General features: G+C 68.0%; 19 protein-coding genes and 4 pseudogenes. 10 read left to right on the top strand and 13 right to left on the bottom strand.

The window, feature by feature from the left end; genetic code table 11:
• Window positions 1–190: 190 nt before the first annotated feature.
• Window positions 191–346, bottom strand: coding sequence for a hypothetical protein (locus ACFXJ5_RS40365; protein ID WP_384643234.1), 156 nt, complete (start codon window positions 344–346; stop codon window positions 191–193).
• Here ACFXJ5_RS40365 and ACFXJ5_RS40360 point away from each other — a divergent pair.
• The gene (locus tag ACFXJ5_RS40360) at window positions 345–629 is read left to right on the top strand and encodes a hypothetical protein (RefSeq protein WP_384643231.1); all 285 of its coding nucleotides are present in this window, start codon (window positions 345–347) and stop codon (window positions 627–629) included. The genes ACFXJ5_RS40365 and ACFXJ5_RS40360 overlap by 2 nt on opposite strands.
• A 10-nt stretch (window positions 630–639) precedes the next feature.
• Here the strand turns inward: ACFXJ5_RS40360 and ACFXJ5_RS40355 are convergent, their stop codons facing one another.
• Entirely contained in the window at window positions 640–798 is a 159-nt protein-coding gene (locus tag ACFXJ5_RS40355) for a hypothetical protein (RefSeq protein ID WP_384643228.1), read from the bottom strand.
• A 151-nt stretch (window positions 799–949) separates the two neighbouring features.
• Between ACFXJ5_RS40355 and ACFXJ5_RS40350 the strand changes: the two genes are divergently transcribed.
• The gene (locus ACFXJ5_RS40350; protein WP_384643225.1) at window positions 950–3229 is read left to right on the top strand and encodes an MMPL family transporter; all 2280 of its coding nucleotides are present in this window, start codon (window positions 950–952) and stop codon (window positions 3227–3229) included.
• Window positions 3230–3267: 38 nt separating this feature from the next.
• On the opposite strand, the gene ACFXJ5_RS40345 is transcribed toward ACFXJ5_RS40350, so the two are convergent.
• The 5 genes from ACFXJ5_RS40345 to ACFXJ5_RS40325 all read right to left on the bottom strand — a co-directional run bounded on the left by ACFXJ5_RS40345 (window position 3268) and on the right by ACFXJ5_RS40325 (window position 7700).
• On the bottom strand, window positions 3268–3492 hold the full coding sequence (locus tag ACFXJ5_RS40345; protein ID WP_384643222.1) for a hypothetical protein: 225 nt from the start codon (window positions 3490–3492) through the stop codon (window positions 3268–3270).
• Between the two features lie 99 nt (window positions 3493–3591).
• Window positions 3592–5250, bottom strand: coding sequence for an amidohydrolase (locus tag ACFXJ5_RS40340; RefSeq protein WP_384643219.1), 1659 nt, complete (start codon window positions 5248–5250; stop codon window positions 3592–3594).
• Window positions 5247–5579, bottom strand: a complete 333-nt coding sequence (locus ACFXJ5_RS40335) for a hypothetical protein (RefSeq protein ID WP_384643216.1) — start codon at window positions 5577–5579, stop codon at window positions 5247–5249. Before ACFXJ5_RS40335 ends, ACFXJ5_RS40340 begins: the two co-directional genes overlap by 4 nt.
• 229 nt (window positions 5580–5808) lie before the next feature.
• On the bottom strand, window positions 5809–6630 hold the full coding sequence (locus tag ACFXJ5_RS40330) for an APC family permease (protein WP_384643213.1): 822 nt from the start codon (window positions 6628–6630) through the stop codon (window positions 5809–5811).
• A gap of 149 nt (window positions 6631–6779) precedes the next feature.
• Window positions 6780–7700 (bottom strand): AsnC family transcriptional regulator, encoded by a 921-nt coding sequence (locus ACFXJ5_RS40325; RefSeq protein ID WP_384643210.1) that lies wholly within the window; start codon window positions 7698–7700, stop codon window positions 6780–6782.
• A 398-nt stretch (window positions 7701–8098) separates the two neighbouring features.
• On the opposite strand from ACFXJ5_RS40325, the gene ACFXJ5_RS40320 reads away from it, so the two are divergent.
• Window positions 8099–8413: a DUF6531 domain-containing protein gene (locus tag ACFXJ5_RS40320; RefSeq protein WP_384643207.1), complete on the top strand. Its 315-nt coding sequence runs from the start codon at window positions 8099–8101 to the stop codon at window positions 8411–8413.
• A 13-nt stretch (window positions 8414–8426) separates the two neighbouring features.
• Here the strand turns inward: ACFXJ5_RS40320 and ACFXJ5_RS40315 are convergent, their stop codons facing one another.
• Complete coding sequence (locus ACFXJ5_RS40315; RefSeq protein WP_459254007.1) at window positions 8427–9962, bottom strand: ISL3 family transposase; 1536 nt, start codon at window positions 9960–9962, stop codon at window positions 8427–8429.
• A 270-nt stretch (window positions 9963–10232) separates the two neighbouring features.
• Between ACFXJ5_RS40315 and ACFXJ5_RS40310 the strand changes: the two genes are divergently transcribed.
• From ACFXJ5_RS40310 to ACFXJ5_RS40290, 5 genes are all read left to right on the top strand, one after another.
• Complete coding sequence (locus tag ACFXJ5_RS40310) at window positions 10233–11177, top strand: DNA/RNA non-specific endonuclease (protein ID WP_384643204.1); 945 nt, start codon at window positions 10233–10235, stop codon at window positions 11175–11177.
• A 13-nt stretch (window positions 11178–11190) separates the two neighbouring features.
• The gene (locus ACFXJ5_RS40305; RefSeq protein ID WP_384643201.1) at window positions 11191–11790 is read left to right on the top strand and encodes a hypothetical protein; all 600 of its coding nucleotides are present in this window, start codon (window positions 11191–11193) and stop codon (window positions 11788–11790) included.
• A gap of 312 nt (window positions 11791–12102) precedes the next feature.
• Entirely contained in the window at window positions 12103–12399 is a 297-nt protein-coding gene (locus tag ACFXJ5_RS40300) for a hypothetical protein (protein ID WP_384643198.1), read from the top strand.
• 141 nt (window positions 12400–12540) lie between these two features.
• Window positions 12541–13014, top strand: coding sequence for a hypothetical protein (locus ACFXJ5_RS40295; RefSeq protein WP_384643245.1), 474 nt, complete (start codon window positions 12541–12543; stop codon window positions 13012–13014).
• On the top strand, window positions 13011–13520 hold the full coding sequence (locus ACFXJ5_RS40290; RefSeq protein ID WP_384643243.1) for a hypothetical protein: 510 nt from the start codon (window positions 13011–13013) through the stop codon (window positions 13518–13520). Before ACFXJ5_RS40295 ends, ACFXJ5_RS40290 begins: the two co-directional genes overlap by 4 nt.
• A gap of 84 nt (window positions 13521–13604) precedes the next feature.
• On the opposite strand, the pseudogene ACFXJ5_RS40285 reads toward ACFXJ5_RS40290, so the two are convergent.
• Together ACFXJ5_RS40285 and ACFXJ5_RS41295 are read right to left on the bottom strand one after the other, a co-directional pair.
• Window positions 13605–13730: pseudogene (locus ACFXJ5_RS40285) on the bottom strand (hypothetical protein); the annotation flags it as partial.
• 16 nt (window positions 13731–13746) lie between these two features.
• Window positions 13747–13923, bottom strand: a pseudogene (locus ACFXJ5_RS41295) (IS701 family transposase); the annotation flags it as partial.
• Between the two features lie 128 nt (window positions 13924–14051).
• Between ACFXJ5_RS41295 and ACFXJ5_RS40280 the strand changes: the two are divergent.
• The gene (locus ACFXJ5_RS40280; RefSeq protein ID WP_384643195.1) at window positions 14052–14882 is read left to right on the top strand and encodes an IS5 family transposase; all 831 of its coding nucleotides are present in this window, start codon (window positions 14052–14054) and stop codon (window positions 14880–14882) included.
• Window positions 14879–15301: a hypothetical protein gene (locus tag ACFXJ5_RS40275; protein WP_384643192.1), complete on the top strand. Its 423-nt coding sequence runs from the start codon at window positions 14879–14881 to the stop codon at window positions 15299–15301. The genes ACFXJ5_RS40280 and ACFXJ5_RS40275 overlap by 4 nt, the downstream gene beginning before the upstream one ends.
• A 192-nt stretch (window positions 15302–15493) precedes the next feature.
• Here the strand turns inward: ACFXJ5_RS40275 and ACFXJ5_RS40270 are convergent, their stop codons facing one another.
• From ACFXJ5_RS40270 to ACFXJ5_RS40260, 3 genes and pseudogenes are all read right to left on the bottom strand, one after another.
• On the bottom strand, window positions 15494–16162 hold the full coding sequence (locus ACFXJ5_RS40270; protein ID WP_384643189.1) for a Type 1 glutamine amidotransferase-like domain-containing protein: 669 nt from the start codon (window positions 16160–16162) through the stop codon (window positions 15494–15496).
• Window positions 16163–16633: 471 nt separating this feature from the next.
• Window positions 16634–17515, bottom strand: a pseudogene (locus tag ACFXJ5_RS40265) (IS701 family transposase); the annotation flags it as partial.
• Window positions 17516–17518: 3 nt separating this feature from the next.
• Window positions 17519–17733 (bottom strand): annotated as a pseudogene (locus ACFXJ5_RS40260) (ISAzo13 family transposase); the annotation flags it as partial.
• Between the last annotated feature and the right edge of the window lie 127 nt (window positions 17734–17860).

Below are 17860 nucleotides of genomic sequence, written 5' to 3'. Positions count from 1 at the left end.
CCCTCACTGGCGGCAGACCCTCGAAGCGGGGGGCCATGACATCGAGCAATGGTGCCGCGACCACGGACTGCTGTGAGCTTGTCGTTCATCCGACCAGTGGTCGCCCTTCGGGGGGTTCGGGCAATGGACTGCCGGTCCGTTACGGCTTGCTGAGCACAGCGTGGACGAACTCGCGGACAGGCCACCACAGTCATGGTTCGGCACCATCGGCTCGGTCGGCGTGTTCCCGCTGTTGCTCGCCGTCGTCGTCGGCAGCCTCGCGGCCGCTGTGGTGCGCTACCGGTGCGGGTCTGCCGGCGAACGCGACCAGCTGCGCTGGTTTCCTGGTCGCGGTGTTGCTGATCATGGTCTCCATCGTGCCCGTCGGCGGATCGACCGTGGGTTTCCTGCACAGCCTGCTTGCCCTGGTGGCGGTTCCCCTGCTGCCGCTGTCGGTCGGTGTCGCCGTGCTGCGGAACCAGCTGGACGGTCTGGACGGCGTCGACGTCGTGGTGCGCCGTTCGCTGGTCTACGGCTGGCTGCTCGCCGCAGGTCTGGCCGTTTACGCCGCGGTCGTCCTGCTCCTCGATGCCGTCCTGCGCGCGGTCACGCCGAACCGATGGTCACCCTGGCCGCGGCCGGTGCCGTAGCCGTGCTGTATCAACCGTTCTGGCCGGCCTGGGGCGACGGCTGGAGTCGGCGGGCTCCGCCGAGCAGGCGCTGCCGGAGACCGTCGAGACCATCGCCGCTGCGCTTCGGCTGCCGTACGTCGCAGTGGAACTGCCCGGCGACCAGCCGGATCAGCCGACTGCCGTCCACGGCAGCCCGCCGGGAATCGAACCGCTGGTCATCCCGCTCACCCACCGTGGGGCCGCGGTGGGCCGACCCAGAGGACGGCGGCTTCTGGCGCTTCAACCCCCTCATCGCGGGCACGGACGCTTCCGCACCGGCGCTATGGCGTGGGCGACTCATGGACGACGCGTCTGACGGCGCAGGCCGACACTGCCACCCGAATGGATCAAAACGGTCCGATTCGCCTGATAGCGAGGAAAGGGGGCAGAGGATTAGACTCGCGCAACCTACGGCGTGGGGAGGGCGGGGCATGCGACGGTGGGCCGAGTTCGTGCTGCGGCATCGCAAGGCGGTTGTGGGGTTCTGGGGCCTTGTATTGGTTGCCGGCGTGCTACTGGCCGGCCGGACAGCGGACCGGCTGACGATCGACTTCTCACTGCCGGGCCAGCCCGGCACCGTGACGGCGCACAAGATCGAGCATGCCTTCGGCAGTGGTGGCGACACGAATCCGTATCTGGTCTCGGTCACGCTCCCGGCAGGGCAGTCGATCACCGGTCACGAGGCCTATGTCGGCCGGGTGTTCGCGGCAGTGGGCGACGCGATCCCGAGCGTGCGGGTGATCGACGAGGCGAACACCGGCGACAGGGCCTTCCGGACGAAAGACGACCGAACCGCCTATGCGCTGGTGTTCTACCGGTTCAACCCGTCGCCGAGTCAGAAGCTGCTGACCGATCCGATCCAGTCGGCGGCAGTGAAGGCCATGCCCTCCGGTGCGACGGTCGGGGTGACGGGCGAAGACACGCTGGCCTCCGGGGGCGATAACAGGGGCGGGCCGGGGGTGCTCGGGGAGACGCTTCTCGGTGCTGTCGGCGCCCTCGCCGTGCTCACCTTCGTGTTCGCCTCCTTCCTCGCTCTGCTGCCGCTGGCGGTGGCCGCGGTGTCGATCCTCGCGACCTTCGTGATGCTGTTGCCGCTCACCTACGCGACCGATGTGTCGTTCATCGTGCAGTTCCTGGTCGCCCTCATCGGCCTGGGTGTCGCGATCGATTACTCGCTGCTGTTCGTCACCCGCTGGCGCGAGGAGCGCGACCGCGGCCGGGGCAATCACGACGCGGTCGTGGTCGCGATGGAACGGGCCGGTCATGCGGTGGTGTTCAGCGGCGTGACGGTGGCGATCGGGCTGCTCGCCCTGGTCGTCCTGCCGGTCCCGTTCATGCGCAGTATGGGGTACGGTGGGGCGCTCATCCCGCTGGCCAGCGTGCTGACGACGCTCACCCTGACGCCGGCGATCCTGGGCGGCATCGGACCGCGGGTGGACTGGCCCAAGATCCGCCACGAGAACCGGGCGAGCCGCGCGTGGAGCCGGTGGACCGCCGCCGTGGTGCGGCGCCGCTGGCTCGTGGCCGGCACCGCGCTGGCCGCGCTCGCGGCGCTGATCGGGGTCTTCCTCGGTATCAAGATCGGCCTTGCCTCCTCGGCGTCGCTGGCCAAGAGCGGCCCGGCCTACGAGACCCTGACGACTCTGGAGCGCGGCGGTGTCCCGACCGGCGCGCTGACCCCGATGGAGGTCCTGGTCCGCACCGACCGGGCTCGGCCGGTCGCCGCAGAGCTGGCCAAGGTCGACGGCGTGCGCGGGGCGTTCGTGCCCTCCGGGCCGGCCGGCAACCAGGGCGGACAGAGCATCGTCGTCGTCATCCCGGACGAGGAGACGGTGAACTCGAAGAGTGTCGGCGTGGTCAAGCGGGTCAAGAGCGCCACGGAGAACCTTCCCGGGGTCATCGGCGTCGCCGGCATCGGGGCCGCGCAGATTGACTTCATGGACGCCGTGTACGGCAACTTCCCGCTGATGCTCACGATCATCGCACTGCTGACCTACGTGCTGCTCGTCCGCGCCTTCCGCTCTCTGCTGCTGCCACTCAAAGCGGTGCTGCTCAACCTTGTCTCGCTGGCGGCGACGCTCGGACTGATGGTGATCTTCTGGCAGGACGGTCACGGCTCCGACGCGATCTTCGGCATCGCGGCCACCGGGGCCATCACCTTCTGGATCCCCCTCATGGTCTTCGCGTTCCTGTTCGGACTGTCGATGGACTACGAGGTGTTCATCCTGTCCCGCATCCGCGAGGAGTACGACGCGGGGCGCTCGACCAACGCCGCCGTCATCGAGGGCATCGGCCGTACGGGACGGCTCGTCACCAGCGCCGCGCTGATCCTCTTCCTCGCCTTCGCCGCCCTCGCCTCCGGCCCCGGCACCGACCTCAAGACCCTGGCCACCGGCCTCGGCATCGGCATCCTCCTCGACGCAACCATCGTACGGATGCTGCTCGTTCCGTCCCTCGTGTCCCTGTTCGGCTCATGGAACTGGTACCTGCCCCGCTGGGCAGCCCGCCCGCTGCGCGTACGGCCGTCCTACCCGCACCCTGAGCAGGCGGAGCCCGAGCCGAGCGCAACCGCCGGCTGAAACCATCGGCTGCACGGACACCGCCAGTTCCTGAGTACTCAGCTCGAACTGGCGGTGTCCCGTGGCTCGATGATCGCGGCCGGTGGCGACGAGGCAGCCGTCGATGCAGCGGGAAGTGGATGCCCAAGGGCACCGGGATGGGCCACCTCACCCAGGCCGATCTGGACAACATCGCCCTGCGGTTGAACACCCGCCCCCGCCACCCGCCCCGCCAGACCCTCGAATTCGACACCCCAGCCGATGGACTCATCAAGAATCGCCATCACCACTCCGCTGCAGGGCGGCGTGCACGTGTCCGTCCTCGCCGCCTACCTGGTCCTCGCCATCAACCCTGACACCACCTCTACGTCGCGGAGGGTCGGTCACTCCGTCGTGTGCACGATCTCCCCGTCGACGACTGAGAGGTCCACCCGGGTGTCCAGGAAAGCCTTCGGGTCGAGGGTGAACAAGTCCTCGGACAGCAGCACCATGTCGGCGAGCTTGCCCGGGGTGATCGTGCCGAGGCGGTCGTCCAGGAAGTTCGCGTAGGCGCTGCCCAAGGTGTAACCGCGCAGCGCGGTGGCCAGGTCGACGGTCTCCCCGGGCATCCACGGGGCGCCGCCGTCGAGGCCCTGGCGGGTGACGGCACTGTAGATGCCGACCAGCGGGTCCATCTCGGCGACGTTCCAGTCGCTGGAGAACGCCAGCGCCGCCTTCGCGCGGTGCAGGCTGCGCATCGGCCACGCCTTGGACCAGCGCTGTTCCCCGACGGCCTCGGCCCAGTGGTGTCCGGGCCCCGCGATGTCCGGCGAGCAGTGCCGGGGCTGCATGCAGGCGACCACGCCGAGATCTGCGAAACGCGGGACGTCGGCAGGGTCCAGGCACTCGACGTGGACGACCTGGTGCCGTGCGTCGCGCGGGCCGTTGACGCTGCGGGCGTGCTCGACCGCGTCGAGAACGGTGCGGATGCCCCGGTCCCCGGTGGCGTGCACGAAGGCCTGGAATCCGGCGGCGTCCAGCCGGGCGAGGACGTCGGCGAACTCGTCCGCCGGGTAGAAGGTCTCACCGCGGTGGCCGGGCCGGTCCGCGTACGGCTCCAGCAAGGCAGCGGTGTGCGGTTCGACGACGTCGTCGATGTAGAGCTTGAGCGGGCCGACCCGGAAGCGGTCGGAGTGGTGGCGCCGGGCGGCCTCGGCGAAATCGACGAGGTCGGCGGCGCTGGTGCCACGCGGATGGAACAGCGCGGCGACCAGGCGGGAGCGCAGCCTTCCCTCCCTCTCGGCGCGCTCGAACAGGGCCAGGTCGTCGAGCGAATTCTGCGGTTCCACGATCGTGGTGATGCCGTAGTGGGCCGCCATGTCGAGGCTGGCGGCGAGCCGTGCGTACTGACGTTCCGGGTGCGCCCAGGGCACGCCGGCTGCCCGCAGCGCCCGGTGGCCGTCACGGGAGAGCCCGCGGACGGCGAAGTCGGTCAGGAAGCCGGTGGGTTCACCGCTCCCCGGATCCTTCTGCACAGTGCCGTACGGTAGTTCGCGGCAGCTCGCGCCGATTCCGAGGCGCCGCAGGGCGGCGGTGTTGAGCCAGGCGGTGTGGACATCGTAGCTGAGGACGAAGGCCGGACGGTCCCCGGTGAACGGGTCGAGGTCTGCGGCGGTGGGCATGCGGCCGTCAGGGATGGCGGTGTAGTCGAACGCCTCGGCCTCGACCCAGTCCGACTCCGGGTTGCGAGCGGTCCACTCGGTGATCCTGCGGCCGATCTCGGGGAGCGAGGCGGCACCGGCGAGTTGCACGCAGGCGGCGTCCGAGCCGAGCCGGACGTGGTTGTGGCTGTCGACGAAGCCGGGCAGCAGGAGACGTCCGCCCGCGTCGACGACGTGGGTCCCGGGGCCGAGCAGCGCACGCCAGTCGTCACCGTCCCCGACCCAGGCGATTCTTCCGTCGCGCACGGCCACGGCCTCGGCGCGCGGGCGTGCGTCGTTGACGGTGTGGACGTGCGCGTTGTGGACGACGAGGTCGGCGGGGAGGTTCACGACGTCGTTCATCGGTGCTCCGGGACGGTACTGGCGGCGGCGGCCTGCCCCACGCTGTTCTGGTCGGCGGGAACCTGGTCTGCAGGAAGGCTGAGCACCCAGTGGGTGGTGCTGCGCGGGCGGAGGTAGAACACCCAGTAGACGAATCCGGCGAGCAGTACGGCACCGGTGATCAGCAGGTCGTGCAGGGTCTGCTCGGTGAGGACGTAGGCCAGGACCGCGATGATCAGCAGTGGGGGCAGCGGCCACAGCGGCATCCGCCAGGCGGCCGTGTCGCGGTGCCGGCGACCGCGCGCGGCCAGCGCGGCGACGCCCAGCAGCAGGTAGATCACCGCGACCACGACCCCGGTGAACCCGAGGAGTTGGTCGATGGGGACGCACAGGGCGAGCCCCAGCGCGGGTGCAGGGTGCCGAGCGCGCGGTTGATAGGGGCGGGCCAGGTCCGGTCGCGCGCGGAGGCGTAGAGCACCCGTCCGTTCTGGAGCACCATCACGATGACCGCGTTGAGGATGGCGGCGGCGATGCACAGGCTGACGAAGGTGCCGATGCCACTGCCCGCCCAGGAGTCGACTATGGCGATGAGGTCTCCGGCGGCGAGCTAGTCGGGTGAGCTGACACCCAGGCAGATCGCGATGACGGGACGGTGATGACGACGACTCCCGCGAGCAGAGACCACAGCACGGTGCGGGCGACGGTGCGGCGTGGGTCGCGCAGATCCTCGGACAGGTAGATCGCGGTGCCGAACCCGTTGTAGGTGAACAGCGCCACGGCAAGCCCTGAGATCAGCAATCCGGTCGTGAAGGGGCTTGTAGCGCCGTGCCCGTTGGGAACGACGGCGTGGATCAGGGTGGAGACCGGCTGATGGACATGGGTCAGACCGAGCACGGTGACCACGCCCGCGGCGAGCATCTCGATCCCCAGGAAGATACCGGTGATCAGGGCGTTCGACTTGATGTCGAGCACGCCCACGGCGACGGCCAGCGCCATGACCGCGGCTCCGGCCGGGGCCGGGTCGAGGGAGAGCACCGAGGAGAGGTAGCCGGCGGTGCCCAGCGCGATGATCGGCGGGATGACCAGCAACGAGACGATGGAGATCACGAAGACCAGCCAGCCGGTGACACGTCCGAGGATCTGGCCCACGATCGAGTACTCGCCACCCGCGCTGGGCACCAGCGTTCCGAGTTCGGCGTAGCACAGACCGACGCCGAGCGAGAGCACGGCCGCGACGAGCAGGCTCAGTACCGTTCCGCTGCCCTGCGTCTGGAGCATCGGCGGAACGATGATGAAGAGCGAGGAGGCGGGGGTGATGCAGGACAGCGTCAGCATGACCGCGCCGAAGACGCCGAGAGATCTCGGCAGGGCAGCGACGGTGGACTGTGGGGGTGACGTCATCGGGGACCGAACTCTCTTACGGGGAGGGGTCCAGCCATTGAAGGGCAGGCGAAAAGAATGCGTCAAGAGGCGACCGCAATGTTTCCGCCTATGAATTTTATTTCATTAGGCAATTCATTTGCAAGCGCTATTGCGTGCCGCTGAAGCGCCTAGTCAACCGGGAGATCGTAGGCGTAGGACTCCTTGACGATCTCCAGATGCACCCAGGACTCCGAGCGCCGGACGCCCTCAAGTGCGCGCAGCGACTCCAGCCCCGCAAGCAGCGCCGAGCGGTCCGAGGCGTCCACGCCGCAGACCACGTCGAAGCGTCCGTAACCCGCCGCGACGTAGTTCACCCCGGGCAGGCGGGCCGCCGCGTCCGCGACCGCGCGCGCCGGTCCGCGTACCCCCAGGCCCATCCCGGCCGCCTCGCGCACGCCCAGCGCCGCGGAGTCGACCAGGCCGGTCACGTACACGGCACCGGCCTGCAGCAGGCGCAGCACCCGGGCGCGGGTGGCCGGCTGGGACAGGCCCACCTGCTCGGCCAGCACCGTGAAGCTGGCGCGGCCGTCCTGCTGCAACAGCCGCAGCAGCTGTCGGTCCAGCCGGTCCAGAATCGGGACGGCGAGCGTGCCGCGCCCCTCCGCGGCAGCGGGGACGGCGGGCGCATACGCGTCGCTGACCAGCTCGGTGCAACGGAAGACCTCGATCCCGCGTACCCCGGGCATGTCGCGCAGCGCCGCGAACTCCCGCTCCAACGCTGAGTCGTCCGCGGCACGCACCTCGGCGACCACCACCCGCGGCCCCGCCGTGCAGGACACGAAGCTGACAGCCCGGCGCGCGGCGACGGCCGCCGCGGCCGGCGCGGCGGGACCTTCGACGTCCAGGGAGACGTGCGCGAGCGCGGCGATCCCGGCGACGGCGGGCGGAACGATGCCCACGATGCGCACAGCCCCGCGTTGCAGCAGCCGGTGCACCCGCGCCCGCGCCGCCTCGCGCGAGATTCCGAGCAATTCGGCGAGGTGCTGGTAGCTGGCCCTGCCGTCGCGCTGGAGCTCGCGCACGAGCGCCGCGTCCGTGGTGTCGAGCACGAAGATGGCTCCCCGGGGTGTGGGTACGTTACGGTCCCGCTCCGGACGGCGGCGGAGCGGACCGCAGCAGGCTACGCCAACCCTGCGGGGCCAAGGACTGTCCGATTCCCGACCGTACCGCCTCCCCTGGCTGCGGGCGGCTATCAGGCGTTTGGGGATGGGCCAGGCGGCTGAGCAGGACCACCGCGTCGTCGCGGGGCACCGACTGGAAGAACTCCGCGTCGGCGCGGTCGACGGCGGCAATGGCGCGAGGACCAGGTCGGCGCCAGTGTCGGTGAAGCGGAGTCGTTTGGCGCGGGTGTCGGCCGTATCGACCTCACGCTCGATGAGCCCTTGGTGTTCCAGGGCGCGCAGCACCTGGGAGGTCGGCGCCGGCTCGGCCGAACGGGGAACTCGCGGTGAACCGCACCTACAACTCCCTCGACCCGCGGACCACCAACGCCTTCGGCGCGGGATGGTCGACCCGGTGGGACATGCGGCTGCGCAACGAATTGGACAACGGTACCGTCCTGATCACCATGGCCGACGGTTCCCAGGCCCGTTTCGGAACCAACGCTGACGGTTCCTACGCTCCGCCGTCCGGCTTCTCCGGCACGTTGAAGCACGAATACGAGGGCTGGGTGCTGCGCGACGCCACGAGCACCACCCCGCACGGTCTGGCATCCAGAGAGGGGACTGTCCTAAAGATGGGTCTGGCCCGTAGTCGGTGGTGACGCTGGGTGTTCGTCAGGGCAGGAGGATGCGGTGGCGGAGGAGGTCGAATCCGGCGCGTCCGTGCATCTGTCTCATGATCCGCTTGGTGCGGGTGTTGACGCCTTCGGTGCGGCCGTTGTGGTAGGGCAAGGTGAGGCCGGCGTTCACGGCGGGCCGGTCGATTTCGAGGCCGTTGGTAAGACTGCGCAGGTGGGGCAGGTCGACGGCACGGGCGGCTGTGATCCACTCCGTGAGTTTCACGTCGTTGCCCTCGGCCGGTTTCAGCAGGGTGGCGAAGCCGCCTACGAGATCGGCGAGTGCGGTCATCTCCGGGCAGGCCGCGGCGATTTTCTCCAGCAGGGCCGTCTCCTTCGGACGCAGGTTCTCGGGGTGGGTGAGCAGGAGGCGGCTGGCGTGACGTGGGGTGGTGACGGGGCGGTCGCCTTCGGCGCGGCCCTGGTTGAGGTAGCGGACCAGCAGGTTGGCGCTGCCGGTGTAGCCCAACTCACGGATCTCCGCCAGGAGTTGGGTGACAGCAACTGTCGGATCGCCCGCGCGGCGGGCGCGCAGATGGTCGCGGTAGGGGTTGACGAGGGTGGGCCGGTAGGCGGGGGCGATGCGCAGGGCCTGGGGTTCGGGCATGCGGGCGTAGCGTTTGACGGTGTTCAGGGCCAGGCTCAGGCGGCGGGAGCAGTCGAGCAGGCCGACGCCCTGGCCGAGGAGATGGTGGATCTTGTTCCAGCGTTCGCGGGTGGTCTGCTCGCGTACTCCGCCGGGGCGGGGCGGGTTGATGGTGGCCCAGCAGCCGGTGTGTGCGCGGACCTCGAGCTGGACTTTGTCGCAAAGGTTTCGCCAGAGGTGCCATCGGTCGCTGACCTGCACCGCGTCGGGCAGTGCCCGGCGGATGGCCTCGGCGTAGGTGGCCGAGCCGTCGCGGCACACGACCTCGACAACAGGATGTTCGCGCAGCCAGGACTCCTGGGTGGCCCTCTCGCGGTCGGGCAGGACCGCGATGCGTCTACCGGTTTCGGCATCCGTGATGATCGTGGCGTAGCGGTGCCGTCGGCGCAGGGCGAAATCGTCCACGCCGATCACCCGTGGGACCGCCTGCTGCGGCAGCGGCAGGCGTCGCAGATGGCGCAGAGCGGTACTGCGGGAAACGGGCACGGCCAGCAGGCCGGCCAGGCGCGCGGCCGCCCGGCCGCATAACTCCCGCGCCACCTGGGATATCTGCCAGGCAAGCCGCACCGTGCGGCGCTGATGGCGCTCCAGCAGTCCGGGAATCTGCTCGCGGAAGGTCTGGCGTCGGCAGCCCAGGACCGGACAGACCAGCCGCCGTACGCGCAGGTGGACGACGACCTGGCGGCCGTCGACCGGCACGTCCGTCACCGACCGGCGGTGATACCCGTGAACCTTCGCCGTCGGCGTCCGGCACGCCGGACACGGCACCGCCGCATCCCGCGTGCGGGCCGAGATCACCACCGCGTCACCGCCGTCCACCACGTCCTCGACGACCAGCGCCGACAGCCCGGAAAACACCGTCCCCAAAAGGAAGTTGACATCCACCACCAGATCATGATCAAGGATGGCTACTCGGCGTCACCACCGACTACGGGCCAGACCCAAGAAAAAGACACTCCCGTTCTGACTGCGCTCGCAGTCGGGGTCTACACGACGTGCGTGCAGTACTGCTCAGGTCTGGCCAACAGCTTGTCAAATGCAGTGAGTTCCGTGGGCGATTGGAGCTGGTCGAGTTCGTCCAGTCACTCGACGGCCGCTACATCCAGTGCGGCAGCAACCAGTTCAAGCGCCTATGGGAGCTGCGTCGAATATTGGTCCATGTCCTGCCAGTCCAGGTTCGGCAAGACCAGCTCAAGCAGCAGCAGTTCTTCGTCCAGTTCCAATGGCGGTGGTGGCGGGGGAGGCGGTGGCGGAGGCGTCAGCGCCGCCGACGCGGCCAGGGCCGCCGCTGCCGCCGCAGCGGCCGAGGCCGCCCGTCGGGCGGCGATCCGGGCCAACGCAGTCAAGATCACTGCGTCGATCGGCAAGGGAAGCCTGTCCGTCCACTCGACTGCGGTTGCGACTTCCCCCAGTGCGAAGATCAACCTGAGTAATTCCATCCGTAACGCCATCTCTGCCGGCGTGGCCGGTCTGACCACGGCGGCCGTCTGTGTCGTCACGGGTGGATGCGACATAACCAAGAACAAGGACAAGAACAACGAAAACTGCTCGTGGGGAAGCGGCATTGGTTACCAGATGCCTGGGGCGCTGGATGATGAAGGGCGCTCGACGGGCATGTACGCCTGCGTCACGAAGAGCAGCGTGCGGCCTTCCGGCAGTTCGCCGGTGCCGAAGAGCGCGCGCAATCAGCTGTCCGGGCACAGCGAAGCTCGGGCATACGCGAGGTCGAACGACCTTGATGCCTCACAGAACATCAACGCATGCCACCTGGTTGCCGACACTCGGGGTGGCTCGGGAACCGACCAGCGCAACCTGGCAACGTGCTGGCGTGGGGTGAACACCTTCGATCGCAGTGCCGGAAGCCGTGGGCGGAACATCATGGCGGCCATGGAGCGCGAAGTGAAGATGGCGGCCAAGACCGGCCAGAGCGTCGCCTACACCGTGACGCCGCAGTACCGCTCAGACACCAGCAAGGTCCCTTACCGGTTTGTTTTGACAGCCCGGGGCTACTACAACAACGGAACGGCTGGCCTCGGTGACACCATGATGGTGGACAATACCTACGGATCGACAGAGGTGAACCTGGGTGACGTCGTCAAGTAGCAGTGGAGAAAACATGAACCAAGAACTGACACCCACAGATCCTCTCCGCAGACTCATGTCGCTCGTCGAGCCGCCAGTTCGTGGTGGGAACACGGTGGATTGGGTAGGTCTGGTTGCGGAGTATCCGCATGGATTCCCCGACGACTATCGCGCCTTCATGCGGGTCTATGGGCAAGGAATGTTCGATGACTTCGTGAGCGTGGTTCCGCCGATTCAGGAGGTATATCTTCATGATCTCGATGCGACGGTCCGGGGGCGGACTGCGGATGCCCAGTTCACGGGAGTGGAAGAAGAATACGATGAACCGAACCTGTTGATCGGATGGGGCCTGACTGTTGATTCCGATCTGCTGTGCTGGCGCGCCGATTCCGCTGACCCCAATCAGTGGAGCACAGTGATCTGGCGTCGTCAGTGGTCGGCTCCCGGGTCGTGGGTTCGGTTCGACTGCGGCATGGTCGAACTGCTCTGTCGCTACGCAGAGCGCCGAATCCCCCACTTCTGGATCGAGGACCTCCCGTACGAGGGATCGCGATTTGTCCACAGCAGAGAGCTCATGGAATTTGATTCGCGCGACATGGACCCCTGGGCAGCCGAGCCAGCGGCGGAGTCGTGAGTTTCTCACCCCATCAGCGGATGCTGCTGAAGTGCCCCCATTGCCGTACTCGCTTGAGATCGTCGAGTAGGCGGGCGAGGCGCGATGAGTCGTAATCGGGGAAGGCTTTCGGCCCTTGCCTCTGTTGCCGGCGGGGTGTCGGCAGTGCTTGTGGCGTACCAGTTGGGAGACCCGAGGACGCGGTTCATCGGCTGCCTGCTCGGGGCTGTGGTCACGTTCGCGGTGGCGCCTCTGGGTGTTTTGATCGCGTTGGGGATCGTGCTGTTGGGTGGAGGTCGGCTGCGCTGGCTCCGGTTGGGCGTAGGTCCGCGGGTGGCTGCGTTCGGATTGGGCCGGGCGGTGGTGGTGCTGCGGCTGGTGCCGATCGCGGCCGGCTTCGAGGTGTGGCAGCTCGCCGATACCGAAGCCCGTCCCGGCCGCCGCTGCCGTGTCCTGGCACAGGTCGCCGGGCCCTTGGCGGCCGCGGTTGTTCCGGTCCTCGTGGTGCCGGCCCAGTATCGACCGGTGGTCGGCGTCTGCTGCGGGCTGGCCCTCCTGTCGTGGCTGCTCAGTCCACGCAGCGCGAACGGCCGTAGCGCGCTGGGACAGCTCCGGGATCTCGCCGCGTAGTCATGGAAGAGGGAATGATGCAAGAACCAGCTCTTACGGGGCCGTTGCACCGTCTTACGTCGCTGGTCGCCCTACCTGCCCATGGCGGGAACACAGTGGACTGGGAAGGGCTGACCGCAGATTATCCGCACAATTTTCCCGATGACTACCGAGCTTTCATGCGCGTCTACGGGCAAGGAATGTTCGATAACTTTCTGTGTGTCGAGCCCCCGACTCAAGAGGTGTATCTGCAAGACCTTGGGGCAACAATCCGAGGCAGGACTGCAGACGCCCAATTACACAGGTGAAGAGGAAGAATACAATGAGCCTGAACAGTTGATCGGGTGGGGTTTGACCGTTGATTCCGACCTGCTGTGCTGGCGTGCCCACTCTCCTGATCCCAATCAGTGGAGCACGGTGATCTGGCGCCATCAGTGGTTGGCACCGGAGGCGTGGGCTCGCTTCGACTGCGGCATGGTCGAGCTGTTGTGCCGTTACGCGGAGCGAGACCTTCCGGAGCACTGGACCTTCGACCTTCCTTACGAAGGATGCCGCTTCGTCCACGACCGCGACCGCAAGAGGCTTCGGTCGCTCAAGATCGACCCTTGGGCGGCCGAGCCGGTGGCAGACATATGAGGTTTTGGCTGTGTCGACGCTGGGGGCGGCTGCCCGTTGTACTGCGTATCGGCACCGGGCTCGGTGCATGCGCGGTCGCGGTCAGCGGCTGGGCGCTGACTTACCTGCAGCACGCGCCCACCCACGGATCGGTGCCCGCTCCGGTGTCGCATGTCGACAGCGCTACCAGGGTTTGCCTTCTGGCCTCCGGAGCCGAGGACTCCAACCGTACTTGGACCGCCTTGCAGAGTGTGGCGAGCGGGGACTCGAAGCTCATAGTGCAGCGCTATCAACTGCCCGCCAAGGCCGACGCTGTCGCTTATGTGAACACCCTGATCCAGCTCCGCTGCGGCCGTATCGTCGCTGCCGGTGACACGGCGCGTTCGGCTGTAGCCTCCCGTCTCGCCGACGGCAAGGTCGGCAGCGTGCGCTTCGTCGTCGTCGCGTCCCGGCGGCTGGCCGGAACGATGCACGTGAGCCCCGACTCGGTCAGCCCGAGAGCGCTCACTCAGGCGTTGGGTCGGTGATCGGGAGGGGACACCGGTGGTCGCGGAGCCGATGGCCGAGTTGAGGATGTTGGCGTGGCTGAGGACGACGCCCTTGGCCGTTCCCGTCGTACTGCCGGTGTAGATGATGCCAGCGGCAGCGTCCCCGCCGCGCCGGACGTCGGGGACCGGCTCGGCGGCGGCGATCAGCGCCTCCAGGTGCGGGACGCCGTCGGGGGTAGCCTCGCCCATGTGCACGATGGTCTGCGTGGCCTGCCTGTTCGGCCAGCTGCCAGCTGTTCTTTCGGGCCACCGGGGCGAGCAGTCCGCGTACGTAATCGCGCATGCGGCGACGAAGTTCCACACGGCTGAAGCGATGACCGATGGTCACGAAGAGGTCGTCCAGTTCAAGGTCCCACTGCTCGGCAGCACTCTCGAAGATCACGTGGGGAGCTTTCCCACCCGCTGTCAGAGGACGGTATGTGAGTGCAGAGGTGATTTGTCGTCACCTGAACGTGTGGCAGGACGGCATCCCGGCCGGTCGGCGGCCATGGGCGTGCTGGGCTGGTCGTCGTGAGCGAGCGCGAGCCCTACAAGACCGATCTGTCCGACGGGCAGTGGGCGTTGATCGAGCCGGTGATCGCCGCGTGGAAGGCCGCACACCGCTCGGTCAGCGGTCACCAGGGCCGGTACGAGATGCGGGAGATCGTCAACGCGCTCCTCTACCAGGGCCGCACCGGCTGCCAGTGGGACCTGCTTCCGCACGACCTGCCGCCGCGCGGTGCGGTGATGTACTACTTCACCAAGTGGCGTGACGACGGCACCGACCAGGCCATCCACGACCTGCTGCGCTGGCAGGTGCGGGAGCAGATGGGCCGGAAGGCGGACCCGAGCCTGGTAGTGCTCGACACCCAGAGCGTGCACGCTGCGGCCGGGGTGCCCGCGGAGTCGACGGGGCGTGATGCGGCAAAAAAAGTACCGGGCCGCAAGCGCGGCCTGGCCGTTGACGTACTGGGCCTGGTGATCGCGGTGGTGGTGCTCGCCGCGTCCGTGCACGACAACGCCGCCGGCATCGCGCTGCTGGACAAGGTCGCCGCCGACACCGACACGGTAGAGAAGGCCCTGGTCGACCAGGGCTTCAAGAACGCCGTTGTCGCGCACGGGGAGGAGGTGGGCATCGAGGTGGAGATTGTCGAGCGCAACCCGGCCCAGACCGGGTTCGTGCCGATCCCCAAACGGTGGATCGTGGAGCGCGCCTACGGGATCTTGATGCTGCACCGCAGGCTGGTGCGCGACTACGAGCACCTGCCGCGCAGTTCGCAGTCGCGGGTGTACTGGGCGATGACCGCGGTGATACTGCGCCGGCTGACCGGGGCCACCGCTGCGGCCTGGCGCAGCGCATGACCGGCGGGGAGCTGACCCTCGGGGCGGTGCTGGCGCGGCTGGAGGAGCGGCAGGGGGAGATCGCCGCGCAGGCCGAGATGAGGAGGGAGCAGATCGCGCAGCTGACCGCACGGCTGGACGAACTCGGCCGGACTGCCGAGGATGTCCGGATCACCCGCAAGACACTCCTGGAGCTGCCCGATCCGCAGCCGCCCGCGCCGCCGGCCCCGAAGCTGCCGGACCATCCGGCCTACCAGCAGATCATGGCGGTGTTCGCCGCGGCCGACGCGCCGCTGCGGGCACGGCAGGTGTGCGAGGCGATGGACCTGGAGATCGCACCCAACAACATCAACAACACCCGCCTGAAGCTCAAGCGGCTGACCGAGCGCGGAATCCTGGTCGAGGCCGAGCAAGGCTTGTTCACCCAGCCGCGGCCGTAGCCGCCCGGCGACGCCGCGGCCAGCCCGCTTGCCCCTCCCGAAAGAGCGAAACGAACATCAACTCACGTACCACCCTCTGGCAGCGGGCTGGCCAGCCATTCCTCGTTCCCCTCGATCGAGCTGTTCGTCTTGTGCTCTCGTTCGCCCTGAGTGCGGGATGAGCGGGCGCTTGCCGATCGCTATTGCTGGCGGCTAGGAGGAGAACAGCTTCCAGTGCCCCTCGGAGACGACGTCGACGGTGCCGTCGGTCACTGTGATGGCGGTCTCGTCGTCGATCGCGTACGCCGGACCCGGGATCTCGGCCGCCCATCTCTCGGCGTCGGCCATGGTGTTCTCCGGCAGGAGCTCGTGATCCAGGTGCGGGAAGATCGAGAAGTCGACGATGCCCAGCGTGCTGTCGCCACCGGTGGGCGGTTTCCACTCGACGAAGTCCTCCCCGATACGGGGGGTCATCACCATGCTCCCGGCGCTCAGCCCCACCCAGACGGTCTCGCGCAGCGACGGCAGGAGATCCGCCAGCCCGGACTGCCGCATCCAGTGGCACAGGTACAGGGCGTCGCCGCCATTCACCAGCAGGACGTCTGCCTCTCGGACCCAGGGGACCCAGCGTTCTTCGTCGATGCTGGGCAGCGCGGTGAGCTCCAGCACTCCCAAGGACTTCCAACCCAGCTCACACATGGGTGTGGAGGACTGACCGGTGATGAAACGCCATGCCCCAGCAGGACTGCCCTGGGGGTGCCCGTACCCCGCAGTGGGGATACAGAGGGCGTTGGAGTCGGCGATCGGTTTGCCCAGTAGGTCGACCAGTGCGTTGTGGATGCTCGTGTTCTTGATGCCGGCGGAAGTAAGAAGAAGCCTCACGCTGCCCCCAGGTGTCATTGGCGGGGCCAGACTACCTGCGACGGCCGCTCTTGTAGGGCTTGCGCTCGCTTACGGTGTTCAGCCCAGCACGCCCGAGCCCGCCGACCTGCTGGGATGCCGCAGTCCCATACGTTCAGATGACGACAAATCACCTACCAACTCACAAACCGCCCTCTCATTACCTGCGGCGGTGTCGCACGTTCGAGGGGCAGCCTCCGTGAGACCGCCCCTGACCACTCCACAGCCCGCTACACTCCAGCCGCCCAGTGAAACCCGCAGGTCAGACAGCGAAATCCTGCTGGAGTACTAGTACTCCAGCGGTAGTTCGCTATCACCGCTGGTCAGAGACCACTTTTTGAGTGTAGCTGGCTGATGGTTCGTCACGTGCCGGCAGTTCGTGACCAGCGTTCCGGCGGGCGTAGTGGCAGCGTTTGGCGATGGCTTGGTGGCGTCGTCTGTAGCGGGACCAGATCAGCGTGCGGTCGGGATGTCGGGAGCGCGCTGAGCTGGGATGAAGAGCGTCCAGGAGTCTCCGGACTTCTGCCAGGGTGAAGGGCGCGAGGGCGGCCTCACCGTTTCTTCGGCCCCCCTTTCGATCTCGGTGTCGGCGGCCATCGCCGCGAGGAAGGCGTGCGCGAGCATGGCCAGGGTGATGTGCCGGTACCAGCCGACGTAGCGACGGACTTCGTACTGGTCCAGGCCGCACTCGTTCTTCGCTGCTTGGAAACACTCCTCGATCGCCCACCGCGATCCTGCGATGCGGACCAGGTCCTGCACGGTGGTGCCGTCCGGTGCGTAGGCCAGGTAGTAGGCGATCTCTTCCGGCCGGGCCAGGCTGCGGCGGGCCAGCACCCACCGCCGGTGAGTCGGCGTGTCGCCGTCGAAGATGCTGATGACCGGCAGCTGGGCCGCGGCCCAGTCATAGGCGCGCGGGCCCTTCGCGCCGTCGCCGCACGACAGGCGCTGCCAGGCGTCGTCGGGGGCCTCGGCGATGAGAGCGTCGATGCGCCAGATCCCGGCCAGCGACTTGACCTGCTGCGACTTCGGGACGGCGAGCACATAGCCGAGGCCGGCTTCCTCGAGCATCCGCCGGAACCCCCATTCCTGCCCATAGGCGGAATCGGCGGTTACCCAGGCAATGGGCAAGGCGGACGCCAGAGCCCGCAGCACCAGCTTCCGAGCCAGTTCGCCCTTGGTTGCGAAGGTCCGCTCTTCGGGGATTTTCGCGGCCCGGCAGCGGTCCGGATCACCCGTCCAGGACTTGGGCAGATACAGTTCCCGGTCCACCAGTGCACGGCCCTTGGCGGAGGTGTAGGCGGCGAACACGCCGATCTGGCAGTTCTCGGTGCGGCCGGGGGCCCGTATTTCAATAACTGTCAGCGACGGGTTTCCGCGGGGGTTGTTCGGGCGTGTAGCTGTGCCAATGTGCGGGCGGGCGATCCGGGTATCGGCGTGACGCGGATCCGGTGCAGGTCCAGGAGCCGTTTTGCGTCCTGGTACTGGATGGACAGGTTGGTGCGGTTGACGCCCAGAAGGAGGTGTGGCCGCAGGTGGAATGACTGCGGCGGCGCTCGGGGCCTACGTGGTGTTCGAGGACGAGGCAGGGTTCTCGATGACACCGTCCGTCGCCCGCACGTGGAGCCGGCGTGGGCACACGCCGGTGGTGCGGGTACGAGGACGTTCCTGGCGCCGCTTCTC

Source organism: Streptomyces sp. NPDC059373 (genome assembly GCF_042751495.1).
In the GTDB taxonomy this organism is placed as follows: Bacteria; Actinomycetota; Actinomycetes; order Streptomycetales; family Streptomycetaceae; genus Actinacidiphila.
Note: the sequence above shows the minus strand (reverse complement) of the source record. Positions and strands in the feature narration are given on the sequence as shown.

Bases quoted from the DNA above. Each gene is read 5' to 3' on its own strand.
- ACFXJ5_RS40360 (WP_384643231.1), top strand. From the start codon at position 345: ATGGTCTCCATCGTGCCCGTCGGCGGATCGACCGTGGGTTTCCTGCAC.
- ACFXJ5_RS40365 (WP_384643234.1), bottom strand. From the start codon at position 346: ATGATCAGCAACACCGCGACCAGGAAACCAGCGCAGCTGGTCGCGTTC.
- ACFXJ5_RS40350 (WP_384643225.1), top strand. From the start codon at position 950: ATGGACGACGCGTCTGACGGCGCAGGCCGACACTGCCACCCGAATGGA.
- ACFXJ5_RS40345 (WP_384643222.1), bottom strand. From the start codon at position 3,492: ATGGCGATTCTTGATGAGTCCATCGGCTGGGGTGTCGAATTCGAGGGT.
- ACFXJ5_RS40340 (WP_384643219.1), bottom strand. From the start codon at position 5,250: ATGAACGACGTCGTGAACCTCCCCGCCGACCTCGTCGTCCACAACGCG.
- ACFXJ5_RS40330 (WP_384643213.1), bottom strand. From the start codon at position 6,630: ATGACGTCACCCCCACAGTCCACCGTCGCTGCCCTGCCGAGATCTCTC.
- ACFXJ5_RS40310 (WP_384643204.1), top strand. From the start codon at position 10,233: ATGTCCTGCCAGTCCAGGTTCGGCAAGACCAGCTCAAGCAGCAGCAGT.
- ACFXJ5_RS40305 (WP_384643201.1), top strand. From the start codon at position 11,191: ATGAACCAAGAACTGACACCCACAGATCCTCTCCGCAGACTCATGTCG.
- ACFXJ5_RS40295 (WP_384643245.1), top strand. From the start codon at position 12,541: ATGACTACCGAGCTTTCATGCGCGTCTACGGGCAAGGAATGTTCGATA.
- ACFXJ5_RS40290 (WP_384643243.1), top strand. From the start codon at position 13,011: ATGAGGTTTTGGCTGTGTCGACGCTGGGGGCGGCTGCCCGTTGTACTG.
- ACFXJ5_RS40275 (WP_384643192.1), top strand. From the start codon at position 14,879: ATGACCGGCGGGGAGCTGACCCTCGGGGCGGTGCTGGCGCGGCTGGAG.